Source organism: Polynucleobacter sp. AP-Elch-400A-B2, assembly GCF_018688355.1.
Taxonomy (GTDB): domain Bacteria; phylum Pseudomonadota; class Gammaproteobacteria; order Burkholderiales; family Burkholderiaceae; genus Polynucleobacter.
In genome coordinates this window covers 1,305,678-1,332,584 of record NZ_CP061317.1, presented here as the reverse complement: position 1 = coordinate 1,332,584, position 26,907 = coordinate 1,305,678, and the positions used below count along the sequence as shown (strand labels likewise).

The 26,907-nt window shown below is 45.9% G+C and carries 29 protein-coding genes; 23 read left to right on the top strand and 6 right to left on the bottom strand.

Going from position 1 to position 26,907, the window contains the following annotated elements; genetic code table 11:
- Window positions 1–8: 8 nt before the first annotated feature.
- The 16 genes from dxs to FD977_RS06830 all read left to right on the top strand — a co-directional run bounded on the left by dxs (window position 9) and on the right by FD977_RS06830 (window position 12,814).
- Entirely contained in the window at window positions 9–1,901 is a 1,893-nt protein-coding gene (gene dxs / locus FD977_RS06905) for a 1-deoxy-D-xylulose-5-phosphate synthase (protein WP_215304441.1), read from the top strand.
- A 13-nt stretch (window positions 1,902–1,914) separates the two neighbouring features.
- Complete coding sequence (locus FD977_RS06900) at window positions 1,915–2,055, top strand: hypothetical protein (protein WP_215304439.1); 141 nt, start codon at window positions 1,915–1,917, stop codon at window positions 2,053–2,055.
- A gap of 28 nt (window positions 2,056–2,083) precedes the next feature.
- The gene (locus FD977_RS06895) at window positions 2,084–2,557 is read left to right on the top strand and encodes a TspO/MBR family protein (protein WP_215304437.1); all 474 of its coding nucleotides are present in this window, start codon (window positions 2,084–2,086) and stop codon (window positions 2,555–2,557) included.
- Between the two features lie 563 nt (window positions 2,558–3,120).
- Window positions 3,121–3,945, top strand: a complete 825-nt coding sequence (locus FD977_RS06890) for a ferritin-like domain-containing protein (protein ID WP_215304435.1) — start codon at window positions 3,121–3,123, stop codon at window positions 3,943–3,945.
- A complete protein-coding gene (locus tag FD977_RS06885) occupies window positions 3,942–5,837 on the top strand; it encodes a radical SAM protein (protein ID WP_215304433.1) in 1,896 nt (631 codons plus the stop codon). Before FD977_RS06890 ends, FD977_RS06885 begins: the two co-directional genes overlap by 4 nt.
- 50 nt (window positions 5,838–5,887) lie before the next feature.
- The gene (locus FD977_RS06880; protein ID WP_215304431.1) at window positions 5,888–6,586 is read left to right on the top strand and encodes a hypothetical protein; all 699 of its coding nucleotides are present in this window, start codon (window positions 5,888–5,890) and stop codon (window positions 6,584–6,586) included.
- The gene (locus FD977_RS06875) at window positions 6,583–7,290 is read left to right on the top strand and encodes a hypothetical protein (protein ID WP_215304429.1); all 708 of its coding nucleotides are present in this window, start codon (window positions 6,583–6,585) and stop codon (window positions 7,288–7,290) included. The genes FD977_RS06880 and FD977_RS06875 overlap by 4 nt, the downstream gene beginning before the upstream one ends.
- 28 nt (window positions 7,291–7,318) lie before the next feature.
- Window positions 7,319–7,972, top strand: coding sequence for a 7-carboxy-7-deazaguanine synthase (queE, locus tag FD977_RS06870; protein WP_215304428.1), 654 nt, complete (start codon window positions 7,319–7,321; stop codon window positions 7,970–7,972).
- 35 nt (window positions 7,973–8,007) lie between these two features.
- Window positions 8,008–8,472, top strand: coding sequence for a 6-carboxytetrahydropterin synthase QueD (queD, locus tag FD977_RS06865; RefSeq protein ID WP_215304426.1), 465 nt, complete (start codon window positions 8,008–8,010; stop codon window positions 8,470–8,472).
- 18 nt (window positions 8,473–8,490) lie between these two features.
- Entirely contained in the window at window positions 8,491–8,946 is a 456-nt protein-coding gene (gene tadA, locus FD977_RS06860) for a tRNA adenosine(34) deaminase TadA (protein WP_215304424.1), read from the top strand.
- On the top strand, window positions 8,943–9,884 hold the full coding sequence (locus FD977_RS06855; protein ID WP_215304422.1) for an LD-carboxypeptidase: 942 nt from the start codon (window positions 8,943–8,945) through the stop codon (window positions 9,882–9,884). The genes tadA and FD977_RS06855 overlap by 4 nt, the downstream gene beginning before the upstream one ends.
- 24 nt (window positions 9,885–9,908) lie before the next feature.
- On the top strand, window positions 9,909–10,544 hold the full coding sequence (locus FD977_RS06850; RefSeq protein ID WP_251369452.1) for a heme-binding protein: 636 nt from the start codon (window positions 9,909–9,911) through the stop codon (window positions 10,542–10,544).
- Between the two features lie 239 nt (window positions 10,545–10,783).
- The gene (locus tag FD977_RS06845; RefSeq protein ID WP_215304420.1) at window positions 10,784–10,939 is read left to right on the top strand and encodes a hypothetical protein; all 156 of its coding nucleotides are present in this window, start codon (window positions 10,784–10,786) and stop codon (window positions 10,937–10,939) included.
- A 17-nt stretch (window positions 10,940–10,956) separates the two neighbouring features.
- A complete protein-coding gene (hemE, locus tag FD977_RS06840; protein ID WP_215304418.1) occupies window positions 10,957–12,078 on the top strand; it encodes a uroporphyrinogen decarboxylase in 1,122 nt (373 codons plus the stop codon).
- A gap of 50 nt (window positions 12,079–12,128) precedes the next feature.
- Window positions 12,129–12,410 carry a winged helix-turn-helix domain-containing protein gene (locus tag FD977_RS06835; protein WP_215304416.1) on the top strand — a complete coding sequence of 94 codons (282 nt, stop codon included), beginning with the start codon at window positions 12,129–12,131 and terminating at the stop codon, window positions 12,408–12,410.
- A gap of 32 nt (window positions 12,411–12,442) precedes the next feature.
- Window positions 12,443–12,814 carry a phosphate-starvation-inducible PsiE family protein gene (locus FD977_RS06830; protein WP_215304414.1) on the top strand — a complete coding sequence of 124 codons (372 nt, stop codon included), beginning with the start codon at window positions 12,443–12,445 and terminating at the stop codon, window positions 12,812–12,814.
- Window positions 12,815–12,852: 38 nt separating this feature from the next.
- Here the strand turns inward: FD977_RS06830 and FD977_RS06825 are convergent, their stop codons facing one another.
- Genes FD977_RS06825 through FD977_RS06805 form a run of 5 tightly spaced genes read right to left on the bottom strand, consistent with a single transcriptional unit; the run spans window position 12,853 to window position 18,390 of the window.
- Complete coding sequence (locus FD977_RS06825; RefSeq protein WP_215304412.1) at window positions 12,853–13,719, bottom strand: 23S rRNA (adenine(2030)-N(6))-methyltransferase RlmJ; 867 nt, start codon at window positions 13,717–13,719, stop codon at window positions 12,853–12,855.
- A gap of 2 nt (window positions 13,720–13,721) precedes the next feature.
- Window positions 13,722–14,519 (bottom strand): phosphatase PAP2 family protein, encoded by a 798-nt coding sequence (locus FD977_RS06820; protein ID WP_215304410.1) that lies wholly within the window; start codon window positions 14,517–14,519, stop codon window positions 13,722–13,724.
- 5 nt (window positions 14,520–14,524) lie between these two features.
- Complete coding sequence (locus tag FD977_RS06815; RefSeq protein ID WP_215304409.1) at window positions 14,525–15,784, bottom strand: glycosyltransferase family 9 protein; 1,260 nt, start codon at window positions 15,782–15,784, stop codon at window positions 14,525–14,527.
- Window positions 15,785–15,801: 17 nt separating this feature from the next.
- The gene (locus tag FD977_RS06810; protein WP_215304407.1) at window positions 15,802–16,845 is read right to left on the bottom strand and encodes a lysylphosphatidylglycerol synthase transmembrane domain-containing protein; all 1,044 of its coding nucleotides are present in this window, start codon (window positions 16,843–16,845) and stop codon (window positions 15,802–15,804) included.
- A 48-nt stretch (window positions 16,846–16,893) separates the two neighbouring features.
- Window positions 16,894–18,390 (bottom strand): glycosyltransferase family 39 protein, encoded by a 1,497-nt coding sequence (locus FD977_RS06805; protein ID WP_215304405.1) that lies wholly within the window; start codon window positions 18,388–18,390, stop codon window positions 16,894–16,896.
- A 48-nt stretch (window positions 18,391–18,438) separates the two neighbouring features.
- Here FD977_RS06805 and FD977_RS06800 point away from each other — a divergent pair, with 48 nt between their 5' ends.
- A complete protein-coding gene (locus FD977_RS06800; RefSeq protein ID WP_215304403.1) occupies window positions 18,439–19,245 on the top strand; it encodes a DUF3047 domain-containing protein in 807 nt (268 codons plus the stop codon).
- A gap of 1 nt (window position 19,246) precedes the next feature.
- On the opposite strand, the gene FD977_RS06795 is transcribed toward FD977_RS06800, so the two are convergent.
- Entirely contained in the window at window positions 19,247–21,535 is a 2,289-nt protein-coding gene (locus FD977_RS06795; protein ID WP_215304402.1) for a cation-translocating P-type ATPase, read from the bottom strand.
- 73 nt (window positions 21,536–21,608) lie between these two features.
- Here FD977_RS06795 and FD977_RS06790 point away from each other — a divergent pair, with 73 nt between their 5' ends.
- The 6 genes from FD977_RS06790 to FD977_RS06765 all read left to right on the top strand — a co-directional run bounded on the left by FD977_RS06790 (window position 21,609) and on the right by FD977_RS06765 (window position 26,862).
- Complete coding sequence (locus FD977_RS06790) at window positions 21,609–21,803, top strand: heavy-metal-associated domain-containing protein (RefSeq protein ID WP_215304400.1); 195 nt, start codon at window positions 21,609–21,611, stop codon at window positions 21,801–21,803.
- Between the two features lie 131 nt (window positions 21,804–21,934).
- Window positions 21,935–23,023 carry an iron-sulfur cluster carrier protein ApbC gene (apbC, locus tag FD977_RS06785; RefSeq protein ID WP_215304398.1) on the top strand — a complete coding sequence of 363 codons (1,089 nt, stop codon included), beginning with the start codon at window positions 21,935–21,937 and terminating at the stop codon, window positions 23,021–23,023.
- 6 nt (window positions 23,024–23,029) lie between these two features.
- Window positions 23,030–23,569 (top strand): DUF3305 domain-containing protein, encoded by a 540-nt coding sequence (locus FD977_RS06780; RefSeq protein ID WP_215304396.1) that lies wholly within the window; start codon window positions 23,030–23,032, stop codon window positions 23,567–23,569.
- Window positions 23,569–24,120 carry a DUF3306 domain-containing protein gene (locus FD977_RS06775; protein ID WP_215304395.1) on the top strand — a complete coding sequence of 184 codons (552 nt, stop codon included), beginning with the start codon at window positions 23,569–23,571 and terminating at the stop codon, window positions 24,118–24,120. Before FD977_RS06780 ends, FD977_RS06775 begins: the two co-directional genes overlap by 1 nt.
- Window positions 24,121–24,130: 10 nt before the next feature.
- Window positions 24,131–26,221, top strand: coding sequence for a 4Fe-4S dicluster domain-containing protein (locus FD977_RS06770; RefSeq protein WP_215304393.1), 2,091 nt, complete (start codon window positions 24,131–24,133; stop codon window positions 26,219–26,221).
- Window positions 26,218–26,862 (top strand): molecular chaperone, encoded by a 645-nt coding sequence (locus tag FD977_RS06765; protein ID WP_215304391.1) that lies wholly within the window; start codon window positions 26,218–26,220, stop codon window positions 26,860–26,862. The genes FD977_RS06770 and FD977_RS06765 overlap by 4 nt, the downstream gene beginning before the upstream one ends.
- The last annotated feature ends 45 nt before the right edge of the window (window positions 26,863–26,907 follow it).

The window sequence follows — 26,907 nt, the reverse complement described above, 5'->3', positions numbered from 1 at the left end:
TATCGAATATGCTTAAGGCGACTAACTTACTTCATACAATTAATTCTTCACAAGAATTAAAGCAGCTCGAAGAGTCTCAATTGCCACTATTGGCAGATGAGCTACGTGAATTTATCCTTCAATCTGTTGCCAGTACTGGTGGGCATCTGTCGTCCAATTTAGGAACAGTGGAGCTAGCAATTGCTCTGCATTATGTTTTTGATACGCCTGAAGATCGGATTGTTTGGGATGTCGGGCATCAAAGTTACGCCCATAAAATTTTGACTGGGCGCAGAGAGATGATGCCAAGTTTGCGTCAGTTTGGAGGTTTATCGGGGTTTCCGAAACGCTCAGAAAGTCCATACGATGCTTTTGGCACGGCACATTCATCCACTAGTATTTCAGCGGCTCTTGGGATGGCGGTGGCTAGCAAAGTTAAAGGGGAAAAGCGGAATGTAATAGCAGTGATTGGCGATGGCTCAATGAGCGCTGGCATGGCCTATGAAGGCTTAAATAATGCTGGCGTTGATAAGTCGATCCCCCTAATCGTGATTCTGAATGACAACGAAATGTCGATTTCTCCGGCTGTTGGAGCCCTTAATCGATATTTAGCAAAACTCATTAGTGGTTCTCTTTATGGTGCGACTAAAAAAGGCTTGGATAAGATGCTTTCCTATACGCCTCCATTAAGAGAGTTTGCTAAAAGACTTGAAGGTCATGCAAAGGGGATGATTGGTCCAGCCACTATTTTTGAAGAGTTTGGTTTTGACTACTATGGCCCAATCGATGGTCATAATCTCGCTGATCTCATTGTCACCCTGAGTAATTTGAAAAAAATTGCCCAGACCGATGGCCCACAATTTTTGCATATCGTTACCAAAAAAGGCAAAGGATACGAGAGGGCAGAGTCTAATCCGATTTCATATCATGGTCCCGGAAAATTTAATCCCAGTGAAGGCCTCAAGCCTTCTGCAGTAAGTAAAAAAACCTACACCGAAGTCTTTGGTGAGTGGCTTTGTGATATGGCTAAACAAGATGAACGTCTTATTGGTATCACGCCAGCAATGCGTGAAGGTTCTGGTTTAGTTCAGTTTGAAGAGCAATTTCCTAATCGTTACTTTGATGTTGGAATCGCAGAGCAGCATGCGGTTACTTTTGCAGCGGGTATTGCGTGCGAAGGATTAAAGCCAGTAGTGGCAATCTACTCTACCTTTTTACAAAGAGGTTACGACCAACTCATACACGATGTGACTTTGCAGAACTTGCCAATCGTCTTTGCGATTGACCGAGCTGGCATGGTTGGTGCAGACGGACCAACTCATGCCGGTGTATTTGATATCGCTTTTTTAAGATGCCTACCGAATTTAGTCGTCATGACGCCATCAAATCAGGCGGATTGTAGAAATATGCTGACGACTGCTTTTAGTTTGGATAGTCCCTCCGTAGTGCGCTATCCACGAGGATCTGGAGAGGGCCCAGAGGCATCTCGGACACTCGAGATCATTCCTGTTGGAAAGGGATCTATTGCTCGTCGGATAAAAAGTGCAGAAACCGTTGAAAAAAAGATTGCCTTTGTTTGCTTTGGCCCATTGCTCTACAGTGCGCTGAAAGCAGCAGAAGAGCTTGATGCCACTGTTGCTGATATGCGCTTTGTGAAGCCCTTGGACGAAGCCTTGCTGCTTGATCTTGCAAAAAATCATGATGCTTTGGTTTTTATTGAAGACAGCGCAATTCAGGGGGGAGCAGGTAGCGCTTGTTTGGAGGTGCTATCAAGGCACCATTTTCAGATACCGACCTTGCAAATTGGCTTACCTGATGAGTACGTCGAGCATGGTGATATCAATCTGCTCTTAGATTTATATGGACTATCCCCTAAGAAAATCCTGATCAAAGTACAAGAGCATTTTCAATTAACACTCTAACCACCTTACTTATATGTTTAATAAAGAAAACGCACATATCAACGGTTTGTCAAAAGAGAAGAAGTGGGAATATATTGGTAAACCGGTTGCCATCATATTTGGCAGCCTGAACCTCTCTATTCTGATATTTTTCTTGATCTCCTATTACGCTTAATTGCTGAGATAAAGGCCTACTCAATTCTATGATGATTAAGAGAATGGTAGTGCCATTAGCCTGGGGTTTAACGGTAGCGATTCTGGGCGGACTATCGACAGATCTAGGCCCATGGTATCAAGCCTTAAAAGAACCTTTTTGGAAACCTCCTGACATAGCATTTGGCCCAATCTGGTCAACTATTTTTATTTTGTCTGGCGTAGCTTGGGTGGCAGCCAAATATTGCACTTTAGATGCCGCGATTCTGAGTCGCTTGAATATTCTATTTTGGGTAAATGGTTTACTCAATATCCTTTGGAGTGTTCTATATTTTCGCTTACAAAGACCCGACTGGTCTTTATATGAATCGGTATTTCTATGGCTTTCAGTGCTCGCCATATTGCTGACCATTAAAAAGATTTCCCCTAAATATAGTCTTTATATGCTGCCCCATTTAATATGGGTGAGTATTGCCATTGTTTTAAATTGGGACACGGTTCGACTGAATGGGCCCTTCACCTAAAGCGTCAATATCTTTTAGATTCAAAAGAGGGGCTCAGGGAAGCAGGCTATCTATATAAAGTTGCCAAAGACAGAAATCAGTTAGAGTTTCTACTACTAAGCTATTTAATAAATTTATTTTTTGAGAATATCAGAAAAGCAACAGATAAGATGCCCAAGGAAAACAGTAAAAAAGAGCCTGTTTTCACAAAGACAGCAAAACCCAATAGCACTAAGCCAAATGCAAATAATCCTAACTTATCTCTAGACATTGAATCGCCTCCTGAATAATTGAATTGGACCTGAACCGTACTTTGTGCAAAAAAATCTTAAGATGATCTCATTCAAATAATAACTGAAGATTTTTATTTTTTCGCTATGAAATTGGCTATTAATCATCCAAATTTCAGAAAACACCCAGATCATCCCTATTCCCGCTCTACAAGCTTAAGTATCTGCGTACAATACTTTATTCATCAGCTCTTCCACTTTGGCTAAACACAAAATCACTAAGCTAATGAAGTAAACGTTAAGCAGATCTATTTAATCCCTACGGCCAATATTTTTTTGTATTTAATTCTATAAATGATCGAGTTACGTCAAGCTGCGCTTGAGATACTAGCGCTTACTGATGCCCAAATCAAAGTCAGTCGATTATTTGGGCTATTTGACGATTACCAGCGACAACTTGTCGGCCTCAATATTTCTGCAACTTTTAGCTCTCAAGATCTTGAATTGCCAGGCCGCCCTGAAAAGCCCGAGCTTATTCCACCCCTACAGGTTCCCAAAAGAAGAATGGATAGCGTAGAGGGCAGAGCTTCTTTGTTGCATTCACTTGCACACATCGAATTCAATGCGATGAATCTTGCACTTGATGCCATTTGGCGTTTCCCTGATATGCCTAAGCAATATTACGAAGATTGGCTTCAGGTTGCCAAAGAAGAGTCTCACCACTTCACGTTGGTGAATGAATACATTCAGACATTGGGATTTAAGTACGGCGATTTTCCTGCCCACAATAGTTTGTGGGAGATGGTTGAGAGAACTACCGATTCAGTGATTGCCAGAATGGCGTTAGTACCCAGAACGATGGAGGCCAGAGGCCTTGATGCGGTTCCTGGAATTCGGGATAGGTTTAAGCAAATCAAAGATGATAAGGCAGTAGAGATATTGGAGATTATTCTCCATGATGAAATTGGTCATGTGTTCATTGGAAATCGTTGGTTTAATTATTTATGTGGGAATAGCGGTTTATCCCCGATCACTGCTTATAGAGAATTAGCCAAAAAATATCAGGCGCCCACTTTGAGGGGGCCATTTAACTTGGTTGCACGTCAGCAAGCGGGATTTACTGCGGAAGAGTTGGATTTGCTTAGATCTCTTAGCGATAAACGGTCACAATCAGTATGAAAATTCTGAGTCTCATCCCACCGATGACACAGCTAAACACGCCGTATCCATCGACAGCCTATCTCACTGGGTTTTTGCGATCCCAAGGATTTAATGCTGTTCAAGAGGATTTGGCATTGGCACTAGTGCTCGGGTTTTTTACTGTTGATGGCTTGGCAGAGGTGAGAGATGCAGCAATAAAGCTTCCAGAAGAAAATCGTAGTGCTAGCGTCAACTTTTTCCTGGATTATTTTTCAGACTATCAAAGTACTATTGCGCTAGCCATTGCATTCTTGCAGGGGCGTGACAGCACTCTTGCTCATCGCATCAATAGTCGAGCTTTATTGCCGGAGGGTCCGAGGTTTGTACCTTTGGATACTTATGGTGAAGAGGAGGGTGGTGATTCACTGGCTTGGGCCTTTGGTGCTCTGGGCTCTCAGGATCGGGCACGTCATCTGGCAACGCTTTATCTCAATGATTTATCGGATGTATTGCGGGATGCAGTAGATGCTCGTTTTGAGTTTGTCCGTTATGCAGAATCTTTGGCAAGTAGCCAGCCGACCTTCACACCTTTGGCACAGGCTTTAGCAGCCCCGCCAACGTTAATGGATCGCCACCTTCAAGAGCTCACCAAAACAGCCGTTATTAAACATCAACCGAGTTTGGTGTTGTTGTCAGTGCCATTTCCCGGCGCGATGTATGCTGCATTACGCATTGCTCAAACGATCAAGGAAAGCTATCCAAGTATCAAGATTGGCCTTGGTGGTGGTTACGTTAATACTGAATTGCGTGAACTCACTGAGCCACGGATCTTTGATTATGTAGATTTCATTACCTTAGATTCTGGTGAGAGACCCTTATTGGCTTTAATAGAGCATCAGAATGGTAAGCGTTCACAGCAACGTTTGGTTCGTACCTTCATACGAAATACCGACAATCAAGTACGTTATATCAATTGGCAAGAGCCTGATGTTCCCTTTGAGGAGGTTGGTACCGCAACTTGGGATGGATTGCCATTAGATTCTTATCTATCATTATTGGATATGCTTAATCCGATGCATCGACTTTGGAGCGATGGTCGCTGGAATAAGCTGACCGTTGCTCATGGCTGCTATTGGAAAAAATGTAGCTTCTGTGATGTGAGTCTGGATTACATCTCGCGTTACGAAACTGCTTCAGCCAGTCTATTGGTTGATCGCATCGAGGCAATTGTTGCAGAGACCGGTCAAACTGGATTTCATTTTGTAGATGAGGCTGCACCACCGAAGATTTTGAAAGCACTTGCTGAAGAATTAATCCGCCGCAAGGTAATCATTTCTTGGTGGGGCAATATTCGTTTTGAAAAGACCTTCACTCCTGAACTATCCCAATTACTGGCGCAAAGTGGCTGCATAGCCATGTCTGGCGGCTTAGAGGTGGCTTCCGACAGATTACTCAATCTCATGAAAAAAGGGGTTTCAGTAGACCAAGTAGCCCAAGTGACCAAAGGTTTTTCTGATGCTGGGATTTTGGTGCACGCCTATTTGATGTATGGCTTTCCAACCCAAACCGTTCAAGAAACAGTAGACGCCTTGGAGTATGTCCGTCAGTTATTTGAAAACGGCTGTATTCAGAGTGGATTTTTTCATCGTTTCACTTGTACCGTGCATTCGCCAGTAGGGCTTGACCCAGCAGATTATGGAATTGAGCTTGTGCCATTACCCCCCATTTCTTTTGCAAAGAATGATATTTCTTTTATAGACCCAACTGGCGTGGATCATGATGCACTGGGTGTCGGTTTAAAGAAGGCAATTTATAACTTCATGCATGGCCTAGGATTTGAGGTAAAGGCTCAAGATTGGTTTGAGATGCCAAATATTCCTAAAGCCTCCGTACCACGAAATAAGATAGCGAAAATTTTAGGCTATGTATAAACTTTCAGAACAGATTTCAATTCCATTTAACTCACACTCTTAGCCAATCTATGAATCTATCCCGTCGAACCTTTATTGCTTCCGCTGCATTAGCTCCAGTAGCCTGCGGTGGCCTATCTTATGAGCACGGCACACCAGTGGCTCAGCCAAAACTATTGCCAATGGTTCGGCCTCCTCAAGTAGGGCAAGAATGGACTTACATTAAAAAAGATATCTTTGATGGCAAAACGCTAGATGTGATTAATGAGCGAGTTGCTAGTGTTGGTGCAACTATTGTGCTTGAGCGTTCCACGGCGAATGGATTCCGTCTACCTGATGAGATTCAGTCTTCATGGGGAATGGTTTCAACAGATCCCCAGTGGCCACGCTTACTGAACTTCAATCCACCTCTACCACTTTGGCCTGAAACGCTCTCCACGACATGGACAAAACAGATCAATAGCAAATACAGTATCGCTGGATATTCTGAATCCAGAATGGGTTGGCAGGAATATATGAGCGTTCAGGGTTGGGAAAAAATTACGGTTCCTGCGGGCGAGTTTGTGGCATTGCGTTTTCAGAGTCTCATCAATTATGAGAGTGAAGATCCTAATAAAGTGGATTGCATTCGCAAGGAGACTATTTGGTTTGTGCCGCAGATTGGTCGCTGGGTTGCTCGAGAAACTTCTGGGTCCTATCAAATTCAGGGGCAAATTGGAGCTGTGATTTTGGAGGGTAGCCACCAGTTGCAACTGACTTCTTATAAATGAAGCTATTACAAAAGATCAGTTTTGTATTTCTGCCGGCATTGCTGGTGGCTTGTATTTCATCTCAACCTTATCCAAAAGGTACGGCCTTATCTCAACCCGTAAATCCGCCGCAGATGAGAGCCCCTCAAATAGGTCAGCAATGGGTTTACAACGTTCGCAATGTTTTTAATCAAGAGATTGTGGATGTTGTTACAGAGACAGTGGTTGCCGTTGGTCCGCAAGTACGGATTGAGCGAACAGGGCTTAAGTACGGACGCTTGCCTGATGAAATCCAGCAGCCTTGGGGTTTTATTCTGCAAGATCCTCATTGGAGCCCCCCACAAAAGTTTTTACAAGCTATGCCTTTGTGGCCTGAGCAATTGGTCTCGGGTTGGTCTGGTTTTTATCGAAATCGCTACCAAGTAGCAGGTTATCCGGATAATGATTATTACTTGGGCTTAAATATCGACGCATTGAAATGGGAGCGCGTGAAGGTTCCTGCAGGTGAGTTTAATACCTTGCTCTATCGTAATGGCATGCCATTCTTCACCAGCAATGACTTCTCACGAGTAGCCAATATTCGCAGTGAAGATATCTGGCTTGCCCCTGAAATTGGCCGCTGGGTCATTAGGCGAAGTTCCGGTCAATACCTTTGGGCTGGGATGTTTTGGGGCGCTGCCCTCTGGGAAGATTATCTGGAATGGGAGCTTGTGTCCTGGAAGTAAGTAAAGCGCTTAAAATCAGCACATAGCTATGTATACCGTTAAAGAACTCTTTCCAACCCTGCAGGGTGAGGGCGCCCACACTGGTCGTGCAGCAGTGTTTTGCCGTTTTGCTGGATGCAATCTTTGGAGTGGTCGTGAGGAAGATCGTGCATCGGCAATTTGCCAGTTTTGCGATACTGACTTTGTAGGTACAAATGGTACAGGCGGAGGTAAGTTCGAAACCGCCTCCCAGTTGGCCGAATCTATTGAAGAGACTTGGAGTAGTACTGCTGCTGGACCACAGCAACGCTATGTAGTGTTTACTGGTGGTGAACCTTTACTCCAGTTAGATACTGCTTTAATCGACGCTCTTCATCTTCTAGGGTTTGCTATCGCTATCGAAACGAATGGGACGATTAAAGTGCCCAAAGGAGTGGATTGGGTTTGTGTTAGCCCTAAAGCGGGCTCTGAACTGATCGTCCTTCAGGCAGACGAAATCAAGTTAGTTATTCCTCAAGTAGGCCATACCCATATCGAAACACTTCTAGCCAGATTTGAAAAGATGGACTACCGCAATCGTTTCTTGCAGGCGATGGATGGGCCCCAAATTCAAGAAAACTTGGCCTTGGCGATTAAGCTATGTCAAAAACGGCCTCTGTGGCGTTTGAGCGTGCAGACTCATAAAATGATCGGTATTCGCTAGCTAGTATCAGAAGGTGAATTTTTAGAAAAGTAAACATGACTACTCAGCAAGAAGCTATTTCGATTACCCGGCGCCTAGAGTTCGATGCGGGCCATCGTATTCCAAACCATGATGGTCAATGCCGCCATTTGCATGGTCATCGCTATGCAATTGAAGTGACCTTAATGGGTGTCATTGCCGATCATCCCGGTAAAGCAGATGACGGTATGGTTTTAGACTTTGGTGAGATTAAGCGTCTTACCAATCAGTATGTAGTCGAGCCATGGGATCATGCCTTCTTGGTTGCTAAAGAAGATGCAGGTTTGGTAGAGTATTTGGATTCCATTCCCAATCATAAAACTGTCGTGATGGATCATGTTCCTACAGTAGAGAACTTGGCCAGCGCCGCATTCAGGCTCTTGCAGCCCGCATTTGATAAGGCATTTGATGGTCGGTTGAGGCTATCATCGATCCGCCTTTATGAAACCCCCAATTGTTGGGCAGACGTTTCGCATTTATAAGCATCCATTTAATTAACCATGCAAGCTGAGCTTGATCGCCAATACATGCAGCAGGCTATAGAGCAGGCTATGCTCGCTGCTTCTGCTGGCGAGGTGCCGGTTGGTGCCGTGCTGGTTCGCGATGGCAAAGTCATTTCTAAGGGCTTCAATCAACCTATCTCCAACAGTGATCCCAGCGCTCATGCTGAAATGCTTGCTTTAAGAGGTGCTGCTCAATCAGAGGCCAACTACCGATTGCCTGGGACGACGCTCTATGTCACCTTAGAGCCTTGCACAATGTGCGCAGGAGCAATTTTGCATGCTAGGGTCGATCGAGTTGTTTTTGGTGCCAGTGACCCAAAAACAGGAGCGGCAGGTAGCGTTCTCAATGTATTCTCACAAAAGCAAATTAACCACCAGACCCAAGTTGAGGGTGGCATTATGAGTGAAGAATGTGGCCAGATATTGCGTCAATTTTTTAAGGAGCGACGTTGAAGCAAATTCATTTGATTGCTCCATCAGGAGCGAGTCTTGATGCTCGAAGTCCTGAAGCTGGTATTAGCTGGTTAGGGCAGCAGGGGATCGAAGTTTTAAATGCTGATTGTGCTACTCGGGTTGAACAGCGTTTTGCTGGTACCGATGCACAACGCTTAGCTGAAATCAATCAGCTTGCGAAACTCCCTCCACAGGTAGTCGTTGTTGCCATGCGAGGTGGCTATGGCTTACATCGCTTACTTCCAGATATCGATTGGACTGGCATAGCTAAGGCTGTTCAAAATGGACTACAGATTTGTGGCCACAGTGATTTCACAGCATTTGAATTAGGCTTGCTGGCAAAGACAGGAGCCGTCACACTAGCGGGACCAATGCTGAACTTTGACTTTGCTTGTCAGGGTGAGCAGGGTGAAGGCATTACACCTAATGCATTTATGTGGCAGCATTTTCAAGAAGCAGTAACTGAGCGATCATTGCAATGCAAGATCACTGCAACACAGCAATATCTTGAGCAGGCAGAAGGCCAATGCTCAGGCATGCTTTGGGGCGGTAATCTTACCGTCCTGTCTGGTTTAGTGGGCACCCCCTATTTGCCAAGTCATGAGCAAACCAAGGGAGGAATATTATTCCTTGAGGATGTGAATGAGCATCCCTATCGGATCGAGCGCATGCTAATCCAATTGCTTGATGCGGGTGTGCTGGCTAATCAAAGCGCAATTCTTTTTGGCGGTTTCTCTGCTTATCGTCTTTACGATAACGATCGCGGGTATGACTTAGATAGCGCTATTGAAACCATCCGCAAACGTCTTCCAAGTGACATCCCAATATTAACGAACCTTCCTTTTGGGCATCAGGCTGAAAAGTTAACCTTACCAGTGGGTGCGCAAGCGCACATTGAATATCGTACGGCGGGTTTTAGTATTAACGCTTCGTGGTAACGCATGAATCACCTAAGGCCCTCCTTGAAAGCACTACTCTTTTTAAGTAGCATTCTGATCGCAGGCAGCACAATGGCAACTGAAGAGCCCAAATATACCCTCCTAGAAAAATCAGAACCATTCGAGTTAAGGGCCTATGCTCCACAGCTGATTGCTGAGGTCACAGTCGAGGGTGATTTAGATAAAGCCTCAGGCCAAGGTTTTCGTTTAATAGCTGCCTTCATCTTTGGTCAAAACCAAGTGAGTGAAAAAATTGCGATGACTACCCCGGTTGGGATAGAGTCAAATGATCAGCAGAAAAGTGCAAAAATTGCGATGACCGTTCCAGTTGGCGTTGAATCTGCTAAGCCTGAAAAGGGTGTCGCCAATCAATGGACCATCTCGTTTGTCATGCCCTCTGAATACACCCTAGAAACTTTGCCTAAACCCTTAAATCCTCAAGTCAAAATTAGGCAACTGCCTGCAGAGATTAAGGCGGCGATTACTTTCTCTGGTTTTTATAGTGAAGATACAGTTTTGGAAAAAACCAAGGCTCTAGAGGATTGGATTAAGACCAAGAATATGCAAGCCATTGGCCCGCCGCAGTTTGCGCGTTACAACCCGCCCTGGACACTCCCTTTTATGCGACGCAATGAGGTGCTGATTCGGGTGCGCAATTAAAACTGAAGCCTCGAAGCTCTTAAGTAAATATTCTGCGCAAACCTAGGGATTGCTTGAAAGATATTGAATTCGACCTCCCGACCTTGGAATAAAGGGGTCTAGGGAAAGTACTTAAGATATTTCATTTGAGTATCGTCACAAATGAGCTTATAAAGTAAATATTCCCATTTATAGGCTCTTAGGCAGTCATGGTGATCTCAAGTAGTGATTTGAGACTGTGATCTGATCAGGTGATGTTGATGAATTTATCCAGACTAGTGAGCATCACTAAATCTCAAGCCAGCACTAGCCAAGGCGACTCTAAACGTCAGCAAAATCCCTCTTCACATCAGTCCAATAGTATTTGGGAAGATGCCTTGGAAAAGGCAACTTGTTCTATTGAGCGATTGCGCTAGTTAATAGGTATCAATGTATGGTGGCAGAATTAGAAAACGATCTTTTTTTAAGAGCTTGTTGTTCTCAAAAAACAGAAAGAACGCCTGTTTGGTTAATGCGGCAGGCTGGACGATACCTCCCTGAGTATCGCCAAACTAGAGCTAAGGCAGGAAGTTTCCTCGACTTAGCTAAAAGTCCAGAGTACGCAACAGAAGTCACCTTGCAGCCTATCGATCGCTATGGGCTAGATGCCGCAATACTATTTTCAGATATTCTGACCGTTCCAGATGCAATGGGTTTGGGCCTGACTTTTGATAGTGGTGAAGGGCCGAGATTTTTACACCCCATCAGATCCGAAGAGGATGTTAAAAAGCTTCCAGTGGCCGATATGGAGCAGCTCCGTTATGTTTTTGATGCTGTAGCGTCAATCTCAAAAGCGCTCACCTCCAATGGCAAACAGCAGGTCCCCTTAATCGGATTTTCAGGCAGCCCCTGGACTTTGGCTTGTTACATGATTGAAGGGGGTGGATCAAAAGACTTTGCCAAGACAAAGAAGATGCTTTACGACCGCAAAGATCTCATTCAAAAAATATTGAATATCAACGTTCAATCCATCACCGAATACCTCACACTGCAAGCGGACTCTGGTGCTCAGGCTCTCATGATTTTCGATACTTGGGGCGGCCTATTAACCCCTAGTGACTATTTCGAGTACTCCCTGGCTCCCATGTCAGCAATCATCAGCAGTATTAAAAGTAATCCCAAATACAAAGACCTACCTATCATTCTGTTTACTAAAGGAGGAGGTCTTTGGTTAAGTGAGATTGCGCAATCGGGCGCCAATGTGATTGGCCTGGATTGGACTATCGAACTTAAAAATGCGCGACAAACCATTAACAGTGCATCCAAAAATCCAATTGCAATTCAGGGTAATTTAGACCCCTCGATTTTGTTGGCAAACCCTGCTGAAATAGATGCTCGCGTGATGCAATTATTTCAAGGTTTATCAACGGCTGATGTTGTTGGTGGTAATCCGCTCGATGGACATATTTTTAATCTGGGCCATGGTATTTCGCAATTTACTCCCCCGGACAATGTTGCTGTTTTAGTCGATGCCGTAAAGCGTTATTCAACAAGCCTGAGGGCAAGCGCTCAATAAGAGAAGTCATTTTTTAAGGTCAGATTCTGAGGTGAAGCAAAGGAACTAATATGACGATTATGAAATTTTGTAGAGTGTTTGAAGCCTTGGGTTGTGAAATCAGATTAAAAGTGTTTGATTTCATCATGCAGGCAGGTGAGGACGGTGTTGCACCCAAGGAAATAGTTGAACAGTTTGGGGTGGACTCAGGTACTCTGCAATTTCACCTTAAAAAACTCATGAACGTTAATCTCGTAAGCAAAAAAAATACCAGAAGAAATAGACGTTATTACTGCGCAAGTAATATCCCAGTAGTTTTTCAGCAATTAGTCTTACAAAGTGACGCCACTTAATTCCTCTGATGTCTATTTAGGGTGCATATAGTATGAAAATTTATGACTGGATTACTGCGGCTGAAAAAGCTATTTTGATTCTTATTGCTTTTTTTACTATCTTTAGTGTCGGCATAGAGATGTATAACGTTCTTCTCATTGGAAAAATTACTTTAACCGATCTGTTGTTAATGTTCATTTATGCCGAGGTGCTAGGTATGGTGGCAGCTTTTTACAAGTACAACAAGATTCCAATCACTATCCCCATCTTCATTGCCATTACAGCCCTCTGTAGGCTTATTATTCTGCAGGGTAAGGGAATTAGTACGATTGACTTGATATATGAGAGTGGAGCGGTATTGTTGCTGGCTCTCTCGGCAATCATCATTAAAAAAGCCATGAGCACTAAAGATTCAGAGGTATAAAACCCCTTAACTGATGATGACTAGAAGCCTAGCTCCGCTCAGGCCTCAAAACTTTTTAATACAAATGAGGCGCCGCTATCTTGTCCCAGCGCCTTCACAAGAATGGGTAAGCTTTCAGATAGCTGCTTTTCAAGAGTCCACGGTGGATTGATGATGAACATGCCGCTAGCCTGAAGTCGGCGCTCTTTGGGTGCGTTCTCAACCCGAAGCTCAACTTGTAACCAGGACCGTTTATGAGCCGTCGCAATTTTTTTCATATGATCCGGTAGAGAAGCAGATTCTCTTCTGGAGAGGCAGGGATACCAAATTGCGTAACATCCGGTAGCGAAACGAAGCAAAGCCTCTTCCATCGCCGTTTCGAGATAACGATAATCCTGCTTATCCTCGTAAGAGGGATCAATTAATACCAGCCCACGCCTACTAGGTGGCGGCATCAAGCCTTTCAGTCTTGCAAAGCCATCTTCTGCATAAATATCGACTTGTTTTGACTGCTTGAGCTGACTAATATTGTGGCGCAGGATATCAATTTCTTTGGGGTGTAACTCAAAGAGCTTCAGACGATCTTGTGCTCTCAGTAGTTGTGCCAAGATAAATGGAGAGCCAGGATAGACGTTAATTTCATTAGCAGTATTTTCGGAGCGAACGCAGTCCAGATATTGAGCTAAGCCAGGACTTACCGGATTGCTCTCTGCAAATTTAGCCAAGCGGTAAATGCCCTGATCAGCTTCTTTACTGACGGTTGCAAAACCATCAATCAGACTATAGATGCCAGCACCAGCATGCGTATCGACAATCGTTAAAGCACCTGGCTTTTCTTGTAAATATTCAACTAAATGAATCATCACGAGATGCTTCAGAATATCGGCATGACTACCTGCATGAAAAGCATGGCGATAACTAAACATCTTTATATAGCCTTAGGTTTTTGCGCTTTAATGAACAACACTAAAGTAATGCTAATTAAAGCCACACACGCGTATTGCAAAGACTGATTCAGTTCTGAGTCTAAAGTTTGCGTAAGAAGCGCATAGATAGTGGTAAGGCCACCTAGTGCAAGCAAGCGAGGCCCAATCTGATTAACTGCCATCTGCTTTTCTGGAATCAACCCAGCTAATATCGCTCCCAGCATTCCGGACCATATTCCAATAGCGCAGCCCGCCAATACATCAGTGAGCCAGTGGGCGCCAAGCGCATTACGAGAGATGCCTGAAAAAATTGCCATGATGAAGATCCACCACAAAGAGCTTCTTTTATCTCGATCACTAGCAAAGTAGATTCCAGAAGCTACCGCAAAGGCAGTCAACGTATGGCCAGAGGGCATTGCTTTATACAATAGAGGCTCTCCGATGCGATAAAAGTCTTCTAAAGCAAGAACCCCAGCAGGACGAGGAAGATCTAATAGAGGCTTGATAACTTGGCTGATACTGCCGCCAATTAAAGATGCCAATAATCCAGCGCTCAATAATCTAGGCGCTAGTAGTAAGAGGGGAAAGCACAGCGCAAAGATACCCCAGCCATTGCCAATAAAAGTGAGCCAAGCCCAAAAAGTATCTGGGAGTAACTGGGTATAGCGATTAATAAATAAAAATGTCGGTGTTTGTAATTCACCAAAGTAAATGGCGATTGCTAGACTCAGTGGCAGAAGCGGAACACACCAAACTCCAATTGATGCAATTGCTAAAGCCGATTTGCGCTGCTCAGCCATGCGACTTAATGTGCCCGCTCTTGATCGGCTTCATTCAATTGATGCGCCATCTTTTCTAGCACCTGAGCAACCGTAATGGCTTGCATGCAGACATTGTCATGGCACGGTGTTTTGCGATGATTGGCTGCACTAACGCAGGGTGAACATGCCAGATTAGCAGTAATGGCAATCGATTTACCAATAGAGCCGTACAAAGCCGGCGTTTCTGGTCCGAAAAGGACGACTGTCCGCAATGGAGTAACAGCGGAGAAGTGGCCAGGCCCAGAATCATTGGTAACCATTACATCAGACAGGGTGTAGAGCGGTGGCAACTCTGCAAAACTCACTTGACCTGCAAAGTTCAGCGCATTTTTAACATTGGCAATTGCACGGACTTTTTCAACATAGTCAAATTCAGCTGGTGAGCCAGTGATCAGTATGAGATCATTTGGATAGCGTTGATTTAATCCCTGAATCAGCTCAGAAAAGCGCTGTTGAGCCCAACGCCTTTGTGGCAAGAGATCGCTAGCATTGGGGTTGACCAAGATGAGGCGTTGCTCACCTTGCTTAAACGCAATGCTAAAACTCGCACTCAATTTCTCAATACGATCGCGAACTTTGTTCAATACTGTTGGATCAATTACCGCTTGTTCTAAGCGAACTTCTGAATCTGCAATATGGATTTTGCTAAACGGTACCTCAATCTCTTTAGCAAATGCCGCATGAATCAGAGAGAGAAAATTCTTCGTAATGTGAATATGCGGGTTGTAATGAACTTTGCGAGTCAACATAAAGCCACGCCACAAGCCCTCACCATGAAAGATGTGATAACCCACGCGGCGACGCGCACCACATAAGCCAGTCAGCAGGGCAGTAAAGCGAGAGAACAACTCCAAATCAATCACGGTATCGATACGGTGCTTGTGAGCTAGTAGTAAAAATTTGAGCGTGTCTTTAATTAAGCCGCCTAAGCTTGAAGAGTCAATTGTGAAAATATTCTCAGGCTTCACTGTGTTTAACAAAGTCAGGCTGGCACGGTTGCTTTTGAAGATCAGGAAAAATAATTCAGCGCCACGAGCTTGTGCATTGCGCATGGCAGGATCCACCAAGATTGCGCTACCCATTTCAGATAGCTCAATGAAGAGTAATTTGCGGGGCGTTTCTGGATTGCGAGCAAAGATATTCTTAACGCTATCAATCAGAGCAACGACTGGGCTTGCTATCGCGCAGAGTGGTACACCGACCCAGTGGTCAATCGCACGCATGGTGTTGACGCTAATACTCATAGTAGGGCTCTAAAAGATTATTTCCGTTTTAATAAAAAGTAAGCGCCAGGCAAAACCGATAAGACGGTAATGGCGCCATAACTAATGGATGCTAGTACTGTCATGGATGGACTAACGCCCCACAATGCAAGTACAGAAGAGAGTGTAGCTTCACGCAAGCCCCAGCCAGAGATGCTGATTGGCAGCATTAATAAAAGACTCAAGGCAGGCAAGCCAATCATGAGGGCTTCAATCGGCGCATCAACTCCATAGGCTTTGAGGCAGAAGAGCAGCGTCAGAATAGTGAGCGAGTGAATGCCAATTGCAAATGCGGCTTGAGCGACATTCATGGGCCAAGAAAAAGCGAGTTTGATGCCAGGCAGGGCGTGATTCATGTGAATGCGGTCTAGTAATTTTTGCAATAAATTACAGCTAGGCCCCCACGCCAAAATAGCGGCGAGTAATAAACCTGCGGCCACCATGATCCCGGTAACTGCGTATCCTAAATCAGTACCCCAGGCGGCCAAGGTTGCGCCACCCAGAATGAGGCCAAGTCCGCCCAGTAAATTATTTCCCGCTAAGCCCAGCAAGCGATCCACCAACACCATAGAAAAACTCAGGCGCAGTTTAGGAGTTGCGTACTCTAGGTCAACCGAGTGATGCAGCTCCTCATCAAGCTCCTTCGCCTCAATCAACTTGCCACTGCTGTTTAAGTGAGTAGCAGTAATGGCGCGATAACTATCACCACCTAGCGTGCTGGGTAAACCTTGATTGATGAGTCCGCCAGCAAAGTAGAGCGCAACAAAATTAGCAAGACTTCCCTGAAAACCGACTTTGTGCATCAAAAATCCCCAGCGTAGTCCACCACAAACAAACGCTGAGATCATGGTTAATCCGGCTGCCAAAAACCACCAGGGTCTCATCTGAATATCAGAATCTAATAGGGCGTGCCAATCAATTCCGCTGGTGGCCTTCCAGAGAAGAGCGACCGACAACAAAATGCGAATTGTGGGCCAAGCCCGCTTGAGGATTACTTTCCACCCAGATGTGGCTTTGGGGGTGGCTTGGGGTTGTGAACTCATAGGCGTAAGGATAATGCCTACGGCTCCTAAGGTCCTGAATTTGGGGAATTAAGGCGCTGCGCCAGCATCCTGCCAGTCCCGGCAGAGGCTGTAGTCAAATTTGGATAAAACTTGCCCAAATCGAATAATTTCTAGCTGGTCCAGTGGTTCACAGACTTCAAAGGCCAGATTTCCGCCGACAGGAGGTCTAAAAGTCATCCCCGACCAGTTAATCAGTAAGACGTTTGCACCGGCCGGTAATTGCCCAAACCAAAGGTCAAACTGATCCTGTCTTTGGTCCAGCACAAAGACCGGAAGAGGCTGAGCGTACCAAGCAGCACGACTACCCAAGGTCCAGTTTTGTACTGCGATCCCATTAGCTTTACTAGCTTGCGCTAATTGAGCTGCTTTCTGGCCAGCGAGCTTCCAGCCATAGAGATCGGTAATGGGGTTGGATTTCACTGCTGAGCTAGTGATACCTCCAGCCAGAACAAAGCTAAAGCCTAGCAAGCAAATCAATAACTGCCCAATAACTAATATCCGAATTGCCACACGACGTTGCATAGCCCATGCTTTAGCAAGACCGATGCCAGCGAATGGCGCAAGACAAAACCAAGCAGGCGTAGTCCAGTGGGGCAGGCTGCCTCCACCGGATAAGGCAGCAAAAATCACGAAAGGAATTGTGAAGAAACTCAGCAGAGCAATCAGAACCAACTTGTGCGAGTGGAGGCAATGCCTTAAAAAAGTATAGGCACCCAAAATCAATAGGGGTCCAAAGCACACAATCTGAATACCTACAAAGGCGCCGACTCTACGCCACGCCCAAGCACCACCACCGCCATGAGCAATTTGATATTTGAACGAGATCCAATCATTGACCCAGTTCCAATAGAGCACAGGGCTAATTACGATCAATGCAATTACTGCCGCAAGCCAAAAACCAGCTTGAGTAATCCAGACTTTTTTGGGTGAAGCTAACAATACGAAGAGCAAAGCAAATGCAGTAAACGCAGCGGTGTACTTGCTCAGACCTGCCAAGCCCAGTATTAATCCGGTAATGATCCAGTCCGCAATGGTGAAGTGATCTTTGCGAGTCCAACGTAAGGCCATCAACATTAAGCCAAGACTTAAGGGGGCAAGTAGGGTGTCAGGCAAAAGACCGATTGCTAAAACATGGGGCAATGGCGCTGCAATGATGGCTAAGACAGCCATCAACCCACACAGATTTGCTGAAGGCAGGGCGGTAGTGAGGTAGCCTGCATTACGGCCTTGTATCAAGCGGTGAATTTCTATAGTCACTCGATACACCAAGAAAGCCGAGAGCACCCAAAGTAATTCGGGAATCAAGCGAATGATTCCCTCGGCTGAAGTCAGACTCACTAGCGGCCACTGGATCCAGCCTACCAGTGGTGGGTGATCAAAATAACTCCAGGCAAGATGTTTTGCGTATAAAGCGTAGTGCGCTTCATCGACAGAAAACTCAATTGAGAAACCCAGAGCAAAATGCACTAGTGCAGCAATGCAGATGCTGATGACAGCCCAGCTTAAGGGTGATTGATGGCGCATGTATTGATTTTAGACTTAAGCAAGCCATTCTTTGGGACAATAAACCGAATGTTTATAAAAACTCCCCTCCGATCCCTGTTGCTTTTGACCGCTATCGCTATCTCATTGGCGGGTTGTGCAGGCTTGACTGGAAACTCCGTTGAGAACGAGGCGGGGCAGGCATTCAATGCGGATCAATTGCTGGCTCAAGAGGATTTACCCAAGTTTTCTGCAGAGAAGCCACATGCTGGCATGCCAGATGGTTGGCATTTCTATCGCATCGCACCCTATAAAACGAACACGCTTTATCGCCTTGAAAATGATCAAGGCCGCACAGTGCTTGCTGCTAATTCCAAAACCTCAGCATCTGGTCTTGCGGTAAAACTACGTCCCCGCTCAGCGCAGAACTTATGGTTGCAATGGGAGTGGAAGGCAGTAGGTGTAATTCCGCAGGCAGATAATGCAGACAGTCAGCATGACGATGCACCACTACGTATCTTAGTAGCCTTTGATGGGAATAAATCCAAACTTCCCCTCAAAGAAAAACTCACCTTTGAGATGGCTAGCTTAATTAGTGGTCAAGAAATGCCTTACGCCACAGTGATGTACATCTGGTCGGGTAAGAATTCAATCAATACAGTTTTGAACAATGCCCATACTTCTCGAGTGAAGATGATTGTGGTGGACTCTGGTTCAGATAGTTTGGGTGAGTGGCGCAAGCACGAGCGAGATTTAGCGGCGGACTACAAGTTGGCTTATGGAGAGGCGCCGGGCAATGTCATTGGCATCGCACTTTTGACTGATACAGACAATACAAAATCAGAGGCCCGTGCTCTTTACGGTGATATTGAATTATTGCGCAAGAACTCCAAATAGCTTATACATTCTGAGGGCGCCAGCGCTTTAAGAGTAGGGCATTGCTTAACACGCAAAAACTGGAGAGTGCCATTGCACTGCCAGCTAGCATGGGCGATAAATAACCTACAGCTGCCATCGGAATACCAATCGTATTAAATGCAAATGCCCAAAATAAATTCTGGGCAATCTTATTCCAAGTTTTTTTGGAGATATCAATTGCATCAGCCACCAAAGTCGGATCGCCACGCATTAAGGTGATGCCAGCCGCTTGCATGGCAACATCAGTCCCGGTAGACATGGCCATACCCACATCCGCCATCGCCAATGCCGGCGCATCATTCACGCCATCGCCAATCATCGCGACATACTGTTTCTGAACTGCAGGCGGATTTTGGAGTTGATAAATCATTTGCGCTTTATCGCTGGGCATAATTTGTGCGAAGACTTCATCAATACCAATAATTTTTCCTACGCGAGTAGCGGCAGCTAAATTATCACCAGATAGCATCACCGTCCGAATATGTAATGCATGCAATGCATCGACCGCTGATTTTGCATTGGGTTTCAATTCATCCCCAAAAGCAATTACAGCAACTGGTGAGGGCAACCCAGTACTTTCGCTACCCGGGCTGATCAATACGGAAACAGTCTGACCCTGTTCAAAATAAGTCTGTGCTTTTTGCAAAACGAGTTTGTGCTGATTGCTCCCCTCGAGGGAGGCTACGCTCTGTAAACGCAGTGTTTGACCTGCAAAAGGACCACTACTTGGAATACCTTCAATTCCAATACCAGGCAAGCCCTTGCTAAATGAGGTGGCAATTGGTGCAATACCTTTTTCCTTTGATGAAGCTAGCAGTGCTTTAGCTAAAGGATGTTCACTTCCTAATTGCAAGCCTGCAGCAGTAGCAAGGATCTGATCGGCATCGGCAAGTGATGTATCTAAGGGCAGTAGGGCGAGCATGCGTGGCTTGCCCATCGTTAAGGTACCAGTCTTATCAAAGGCAACGATATTGAGCTTATGAGCTAGCTCTAATACTTGTGGATCCTTAATCAAAATACCAAAACGTGCGGCTATGCCAGTGCCGGCCATGATTGCAGCTGGAGTAGCTAAGCCAAGCGCGCAAGGACAAGCAATCACTAAGACCGATACCGCGCGCAAGATAGCAGTGGAGACGGAGTCTAAGTAAAGCCAATTGCCTAGGCCTGTCAAGAGCGCAAGCACAATAACGGTGGGCACAAATATGGCGCTCACCCGATCAACCAACTTTTGAATCGGTGCTTTTTGTGTTTGTGCTTCCTCTACCAGGTTAATAATTTGTGAGAGCACGCTTTCAACACCAACGGCTTGCGCCATGACTACCAGTGCACCTTCACCATTTAAGGCGCCCCCAATGACTTTTGACTCAACTGATTTCTTAACGGGTTCGCTTTCGCCGGTGAGTAGGGATTCATCAACATGGCTGCTACCAAAAATAATGACACCATCTACCGGAATGCGTTCACCGGGAAGAATGAAGACCTTATCGCCAGGCAATACTTGATCTAAAGGTAAGTCGCGATATTGATTGGCGCCGATACCTGTATTCCCCTGGAGATCAACATTAGCGTTCAACACTTTGGCATGCTCTGGCCAGAGTTTTTGCAGGGCGCGAATCGCTTCACTTGTTTGTTGCTTGGCGCGTGCCTCAAGCCATTTACCCAATAAGACCATGCAGATGATGACCGCTGATCCTTCGAAGTAAAGTTCATGTGCGTGACTTGAAGTGAGTAAGATATAGAGACTAAGTCCATAAGCAGCGCTGGTACCTAAAGCAACGAGTAGGTCCATATTGCCCGCACCAGCTATGACTGATTTATAGCCCGCTACGTAGAATCGCCATCCCAAAATGAACTGGACTGGTGTGGCCAAGGCAAGTTGCCACCAGCCTGATAAAGACCAATGAATGGCAAATGACATGAAAAGCATGGGCAAGAAGAGGGGGGCTGATAGCGCAAAACTCAGAATCACTCGGCCTAAGCCCTCAGCAGCCCAAAATGGCTTACCAATTTTCTGATCTGGATTGCCCCGAGCGGAGCTTTCTTTGGCTTCGTAGCCTGTCTTTTTCACTAGCGCGATGATGTCCGCCAAGCTTGATGAGCCCCGATGAACACGAACTCTTGCCTGCTCGGTGGCTAGGTTGACGCTAGCCGCCTCTACCCCGGGAATCTTGTCTAAAGCCTTTTCTACCCTGCTAACACAGGAAGCGCAGGTCATTCCGCCGATATCGAGGGTATAAAACTCTGAATTAGACGATTCTGTGGGGCTCATGTAGAAGATAATCTACTGATGGGTGAAAAAAAGCCATTAACAACTGTATTTTTACTGTTTTAAAGGGTTAGCCATGTTTACGCTCAAGGTTTCAGGAATGACTTGTGGTGGCTGCATCAACGCAGTCACTCGGGCTGTGCAAGCCCAAGATCCTCAGGCTCAGGTTCAGGTGGACCTGGCGACTCAGGTGGTCACGCTAGAAACGACTCTTTCTCCAGAGTTAGCCTCTGGGCTCATCACGGAGGCTGGATTTCCAGTTTCTCATTAACTCTGAATTTGACTTTAGCAATTTTTTGTATGTGCGGTTAATCTACGCACTATTTGATTTTTCAACATTAGGCTTAATAAAAGAGGTAGAGCCGGCTTTCAAAAGCCCGCCCTTCTCAATAGGAGAGAGTTTTGTCGCTTACTGTAGAGACTGTGCAAGCAGCACTAAAGGGTCTGATTGACCCAAATACTAAAATTGATTTCGTAACATCCAAGAGTGTTAAAAACTTACGCGTGGATGGTAGCGATGTCAGTTTGGATATTGTCTTAGGCTATCCAGCAAAAAGCCAATTTGATGCCATTCGTAAATCGGTGATTGCCGTTCTCCGTGAATTACCTGAGGTTAAAAACGTCAGCGTGAATGTCAGCAGTCAAATCGTTGCACACTCTGTTCAGCGCGGCGTCAAACTATTGCCTAATGTAAAAAATATCATTGCTGTAGCTAGTGGTAAGGGCGGCGTCGGCAAGTCAACTACCGCAGTCAATCTTGCTTTAGCTTTAGCCGCTGAAGGTGCGCAAGTAGGCATGTTGGATGCAGACATCTATGGACCAAGCCAGCCGATGATGTTGGGTATTACCGGTAGACCAGAATCCATAGAAGAAAACACGATGGAGCCCATGGAAGGTCATGGCCTCCAAGCGAGTTCGATTGGTTTTTTGATCGACAACGATGCCCCTATGGTTTGGCGTGGCCCCATGGTGACCTCTGCCTTAGAGCAACTTCTGCGTCAAACCCGTTGGCGTGATCTCGACTATTTGATCGTAGATATGCCTCCTGGCACCGGCGATATTCAACTCACGCTTGCCCAAAAGGTGCCTGTCACAGGTGCGGTGATCGTGACTACCCCACAAGACATTGCTTTGTTAGATGCGCGTAAGGGCCTTAAGATGTTTGAAAAGGTGGGCGTACCGATTGTGGGCATCATCGAAAATATGAGTACCTATATCTGCCCAAGTTGTGGACATGAAGAGCATGTGTTTGGTACCGGCGGTGGTCAAAAGATGTGCCAAGAATATGGCGTCGACTTTTTGGGTTCATTGCCCCTGAACTTATCTATTCGTGAGCAGGCAGACGCGGGTCGACCCACCGTAGTGGCAGATCCTGATGGAGCCATCAGCGAAATCTATAAAACGATTGCAAGACGAGTTGCTATCAAAGTAGCAGCGCTATCTAAAGATATGAGTAATAAATTTCCGAACATTGTGGTTCAAAACACCTGAGGCCTTATGCGTTTTGCTGTGATCATGCGCAAGCAGTTTGTTGATAACCCGTGGATTTCATATCGGTGGGTACCTCACGAGGTATTGCCGGATTTTGGAGAGTTCACCAATACAGCCAGTGTCGAGAACAAAATCGTGGGGCAATTTTTAGGGCGCGATGAGCAAGGTGAATCTTGGTTATTCACTGGTTATGAACTTAACCTTTTTCCAGATGAGGGTGAGGGCTATTACCTCAATCTTTCAGCTACTCAACCGTGTTGGTTTGTGATGTGGCGCTTAGAGGAAGATATTGAGCGCTATATCGATGCTCAGTCTATTGAACTCGCTAAATCAGAGACGACGATTGCAGTTCCACACCGCATTAGCGTCAGCTACAACGAAGCAGGGCGCTTATTGGATGGCGGCGAGTCAGTAGATAGCGTGCCACTCTCTTCAGAGCACGCCTCTTGGTTACAAGAATATGTGAATGAAAATTACCGTCCTGAGCCCAAGAAGCGACATCGCCCTGAGTCTTTCAAAGGCGCTAATCGTGGGGTGGAAGATTAATGGCCGGCGGATTTCTGGGCCGTTGGTCACGTCTCAAGGCTGGTGAGCAGGTAGAGCCTAAAAAAAAACCAGTCGAGCAGACTAAGCAAGATTTAGTAGCTAGTCCTGAAGTACAGCAGCCCACTGCGGACACTCCCCCACCGGCAACTTTGGATGATGTCGAGAAGATAGATCGTTTTGCACCTGACTTCTCTGCTTTTATGAAGCCGGATGTAGACCCAGTAGTTCAGCAAGCTGCCATGAAGAAGATGTTCTCAGATCCGCATTTCAACATCATGGATGGTTTGGATATTTATATTGACGACTATTCCAAACCTGACCCCATCCCCCTAGAAATGCTCAAACGCATGGTGCAATCGGACATGCTCAATATCTTCCGCAAGGACGGCGATGAGGAGGCCGACGATAAGAAAACTGTTGCCAAGGTACCGCCTGAACCAGCAGGGCAGGCTTTACCCCTAAGCGCTCAGACTGATTTAATATCCACACCAACGAATATTCAGGAAGTAGGGGATAAAGACTCCTTGCCCGTGGATAAAAAAACCAGTTGAGAAAAAATCAATGAGTCAAAAACTAGTCTGTAATTGCAATGGAACCATGCCCTTGGATGCTAAGGCCCTGGGTCTCACCATGCACACTTCCTTGTGTAGACAAGAAGTGGGTTCAGTCATTAAGGCATTTGATGGTAGCGACTCCATCGTGATTGCGTGTACTCAAGAGAGCGCTTTATTTAGTGAGTTGGCTGAGCAATCAACAAAGCCTTTAGTTGCGCCATTGCGTTTCGTCAATATTCGTGAGGTAGCAGGTTGGACTCAAGAGGCAAAAGCTTCTACTCCAAAGATTGCGGCACTGCTGGCATTAGCTGAGATGCCCCAAGCAGAGCCCGTCCCAGTCGTTAATTATGAAAGCCAAGGGCGCCTGCTGATCGTTGGTCCTGGTAAACAAGCTTTGCCTTGGGCTGAAAAGCTTAGTGACTCTCTTGATGTCTCTGTTTTATGTACCGAGCCGGGCGCACTACCCATCGCCAGAAACTTTCCGATATACACCGGTAGTCTTACTAAGTTAGATGGTTATCTAGGTAATTTCTCCGTAGATTGGGATTTGCAAAACCCAATTGATCCAGAGATGTGCACCCGCTGCGGGGCCTGCGTTGAAGTTTGTCCTGAGGGCGCAATTGATGATGCCTTTCAGATTGATTTAGATAAATGCAAATCCCATCGTGCCTGTGTCACGGCTTGTGCCGGTATTGGTGCGATTAATTTTGATCGAGTAGAGCGTAAGCGCAGTGCTGAGTTTGATTTGATCATGGATCTGCGTGTTGATCCGCAGATGCGCATGAGTCAGACTCCAAAAGGCTACTTTGCTCCCGGCAATGATTCTTTGGAGCAAGCATTAGTTGCCAGCCAACTATTAGGTCTAGTCGGCGAGTTTGAAAAGCCAAAGTACTTTGCCTATAACGAGAAAGTCTGTGCCCATGGACGTAATGGCAAAGTCGGGTGCAATGCTTGTATCGATGTTTGCTCTACAGGTGCCATTTCTTCTCTATTCAAAAATGGCCAGGGCACTATAGAAGTCAATCCAAATCTGTGTATGGGCTGTGGAGCTTGCTCGACAGTTTGCCCATCTAGCGCAATGCGCTACAACTACCCAAGCGTGCCTCATCAAGGTAAAGAGATTAAAACTCTCGCGAACATCTTTGCCCTCGAGAGCGCTAAGACTAAACAAGCGCAAGCACCTGTATTGCTATTGCATACACTTCAAGCTGGAACCCAAGCTTTAGATTCTCTAGGACGATTGGCTCACTTAAAGCCAAAGCAGTCTGAAGGATTGCCATCTTTTGTATTACCCTATGGCATTGAGCATATTGCTTCTACTGGATTGGATTTATGGCTAGGTGCGCTCAGTTATGGTTTTGGCGAAGTGATTCTGTTGCTAACAGGTGATGAGGATCCTGCTTATCGCGCCGCACTAGAGACGCAAACCGATTTAGGGAATGCCATTCTGGCTGCCTATGGATTTGATGCCAGGTTCTCGTTAATACAGATCGACTCCATTGGGGGCCTGCAGCCAGCATCTTCTGCCATGGCCAAGCTTCGTCAGCGTGGTGCTCTGCCGGCTATTTGTTCTCCGGCCAGTTTTGGTTTGGGGAATCAGAAACGCGAAACCATAGAGATGGTCTTGGAGCATTTGCAAAAGCAAGCCAAAACACCACTTCCAGTGGCTGGGGCAGTATTGCCAAAGTCATCCTTCTTAGGCGGACTCAATATCAACAAGGATGCTTGCACTCTCTGTATGTCTTGTGTGGGTAGCTGCCCTGAGGGCGCGCTATTGGATAACCTGGATGAGCCGAAGCTTTCCTTTATTGAAAAGCACTGCGTTCAATGTGGTATCTGCGTTCAGACCTGCCCCGAGCAGGCCTTAGCACTATCACCTCGATTGCTTTCAGTAGAGCAGCGCAAGGAAAAGGTTGAGCTAAATGAAACCAAGCCCTTTCACTGCATTAGCTGTGGGAAGGTATTTGGAACTTCCAAGATGGTGGATTTGATGCTCTCCAAGTTGGGCGCTCACGGGGCTTTTGCTGGCGCTGCCTTAGAGAGACTCAAGATGTGTAGTGATTGTCGTGTGGTTGATATGGTGAATAAAGAACAATGAGTGAAAAGATACAAGAAGGTGCGGTAACCACTGTTGGTGATGAGGGCTTGCCCGAGGAGCTTGCTCGTGCAGACCTGTATGGTTTGATTGCTCGACTCTTTCATCAACCACCCGACCAGGAGTTACTGAATCAAATTGCCGCCTCCATTCCGGATGGAGAAGAGAGCCGGGCAGAAGATGCTCCACTGGCGAAGGTTTGGCATAGCGTAGTTGAAGCTGCTAAAAATAACCCCGCTAAGGCCTGGCACGATGAGTTTGATCTGAACTTCATTAGCGTAGGGCGACCCAACATCATTTTGAACGGCTCCTTTTACATGGCTGGCCATTTAAACGAGAAGCCTTTAGTCGAGATCCGTCGATCTCTAGACACTTTCGGCTTGGAGTCTGCAGAAGAGGTTACTGAGACTGAGGACCATATCTCAGCCCTATGTGAGGTCATGAGATACCTCATCGCAGGCGATGATGTGGAGATTTCAAACCTTACAAATCAAAGGGTCTTTTTCAATAGCCATATCCGTCCTTGGTACGACGAACTCTGCGATTCAATAGAAAATATCCCTGAAATGCACCTCTATCACCCAGTAGCCGCCTTGGCTCGGGAGTTTCTCGCCATTGAAGGCCAAAGTTTCGACATGCTTTAAGCCCTAAATTGCATCAAAAAGAGGGGTTAGTGTTTACCCCCCCTT

What these genes read in the sequence shown, in the direction of transcription:
- dxs (WP_215304441.1), top strand. Translation starts at nt 9, where the DNA reads ATGCTTAAGGCGACTAACTTACTTCATACAATTAATTCTTCACAAGAA.
- FD977_RS06900 (WP_215304439.1), top strand. Translation starts at nt 1,915, where the DNA reads ATGTTTAATAAAGAAAACGCACATATCAACGGTTTGTCAAAAGAGAAG.
- FD977_RS06895 (WP_215304437.1), top strand. Translation starts at nt 2,084, where the DNA reads ATGATGATTAAGAGAATGGTAGTGCCATTAGCCTGGGGTTTAACGGTA.
- FD977_RS06890 (WP_215304435.1), top strand. Translation starts at nt 3,121, where the DNA reads ATGATCGAGTTACGTCAAGCTGCGCTTGAGATACTAGCGCTTACTGAT.
- FD977_RS06885 (WP_215304433.1), top strand. Translation starts at nt 3,942, where the DNA reads ATGAAAATTCTGAGTCTCATCCCACCGATGACACAGCTAAACACGCCG.
- FD977_RS06880 (WP_215304431.1), top strand. Translation starts at nt 5,888, where the DNA reads ATGAATCTATCCCGTCGAACCTTTATTGCTTCCGCTGCATTAGCTCCA.
- FD977_RS06875 (WP_215304429.1), top strand. Translation starts at nt 6,583, where the DNA reads ATGAAGCTATTACAAAAGATCAGTTTTGTATTTCTGCCGGCATTGCTG.
- queE (WP_215304428.1), top strand. Translation starts at nt 7,319, where the DNA reads ATGTATACCGTTAAAGAACTCTTTCCAACCCTGCAGGGTGAGGGCGCC.
- queD (WP_215304426.1), top strand. Translation starts at nt 8,008, where the DNA reads ATGACTACTCAGCAAGAAGCTATTTCGATTACCCGGCGCCTAGAGTTC.
- tadA (WP_215304424.1), top strand. Translation starts at nt 8,491, where the DNA reads ATGCAAGCTGAGCTTGATCGCCAATACATGCAGCAGGCTATAGAGCAG.
- FD977_RS06845 (WP_215304420.1), top strand. Translation starts at nt 10,784, where the DNA reads ATGAATTTATCCAGACTAGTGAGCATCACTAAATCTCAAGCCAGCACT.
- hemE (WP_215304418.1), top strand. Translation starts at nt 10,957, where the DNA reads ATGGTGGCAGAATTAGAAAACGATCTTTTTTTAAGAGCTTGTTGTTCT.
- FD977_RS06835 (WP_215304416.1), top strand. Translation starts at nt 12,129, where the DNA reads ATGACGATTATGAAATTTTGTAGAGTGTTTGAAGCCTTGGGTTGTGAA.
- FD977_RS06830 (WP_215304414.1), top strand. Translation starts at nt 12,443, where the DNA reads ATGAAAATTTATGACTGGATTACTGCGGCTGAAAAAGCTATTTTGATT.
- FD977_RS06825 (WP_215304412.1), bottom strand. Translation starts at nt 13,719, where the DNA reads ATGTTTAGTTATCGCCATGCTTTTCATGCAGGTAGTCATGCCGATATT.
- FD977_RS06820 (WP_215304410.1), bottom strand. Translation starts at nt 14,519, where the DNA reads ATGGCTGAGCAGCGCAAATCGGCTTTAGCAATTGCATCAATTGGAGTT.
- FD977_RS06815 (WP_215304409.1), bottom strand. Translation starts at nt 15,784, where the DNA reads ATGAGTATTAGCGTCAACACCATGCGTGCGATTGACCACTGGGTCGGT.
- FD977_RS06810 (WP_215304407.1), bottom strand. Translation starts at nt 16,845, where the DNA reads ATGAGTTCACAACCCCAAGCCACCCCCAAAGCCACATCTGGGTGGAAA.
- FD977_RS06805 (WP_215304405.1), bottom strand. Translation starts at nt 18,390, where the DNA reads ATGCGCCATCAATCACCCTTAAGCTGGGCTGTCATCAGCATCTGCATT.
- FD977_RS06800 (WP_215304403.1), top strand. Translation starts at nt 18,439, where the DNA reads ATGTTTATAAAAACTCCCCTCCGATCCCTGTTGCTTTTGACCGCTATC.
- FD977_RS06795 (WP_215304402.1), bottom strand. Translation starts at nt 21,535, where the DNA reads ATGAGCCCCACAGAATCGTCTAATTCAGAGTTTTATACCCTCGATATC.
- FD977_RS06790 (WP_215304400.1), top strand. Translation starts at nt 21,609, where the DNA reads ATGTTTACGCTCAAGGTTTCAGGAATGACTTGTGGTGGCTGCATCAAC.
- FD977_RS06780 (WP_215304396.1), top strand. Translation starts at nt 23,030, where the DNA reads ATGCGTTTTGCTGTGATCATGCGCAAGCAGTTTGTTGATAACCCGTGG.
- FD977_RS06775 (WP_215304395.1), top strand. Translation starts at nt 23,569, where the DNA reads ATGGCCGGCGGATTTCTGGGCCGTTGGTCACGTCTCAAGGCTGGTGAG.
- FD977_RS06770 (WP_215304393.1), top strand. Translation starts at nt 24,131, where the DNA reads ATGAGTCAAAAACTAGTCTGTAATTGCAATGGAACCATGCCCTTGGAT.
- FD977_RS06765 (WP_215304391.1), top strand. Translation starts at nt 26,218, where the DNA reads ATGAGTGAAAAGATACAAGAAGGTGCGGTAACCACTGTTGGTGATGAG.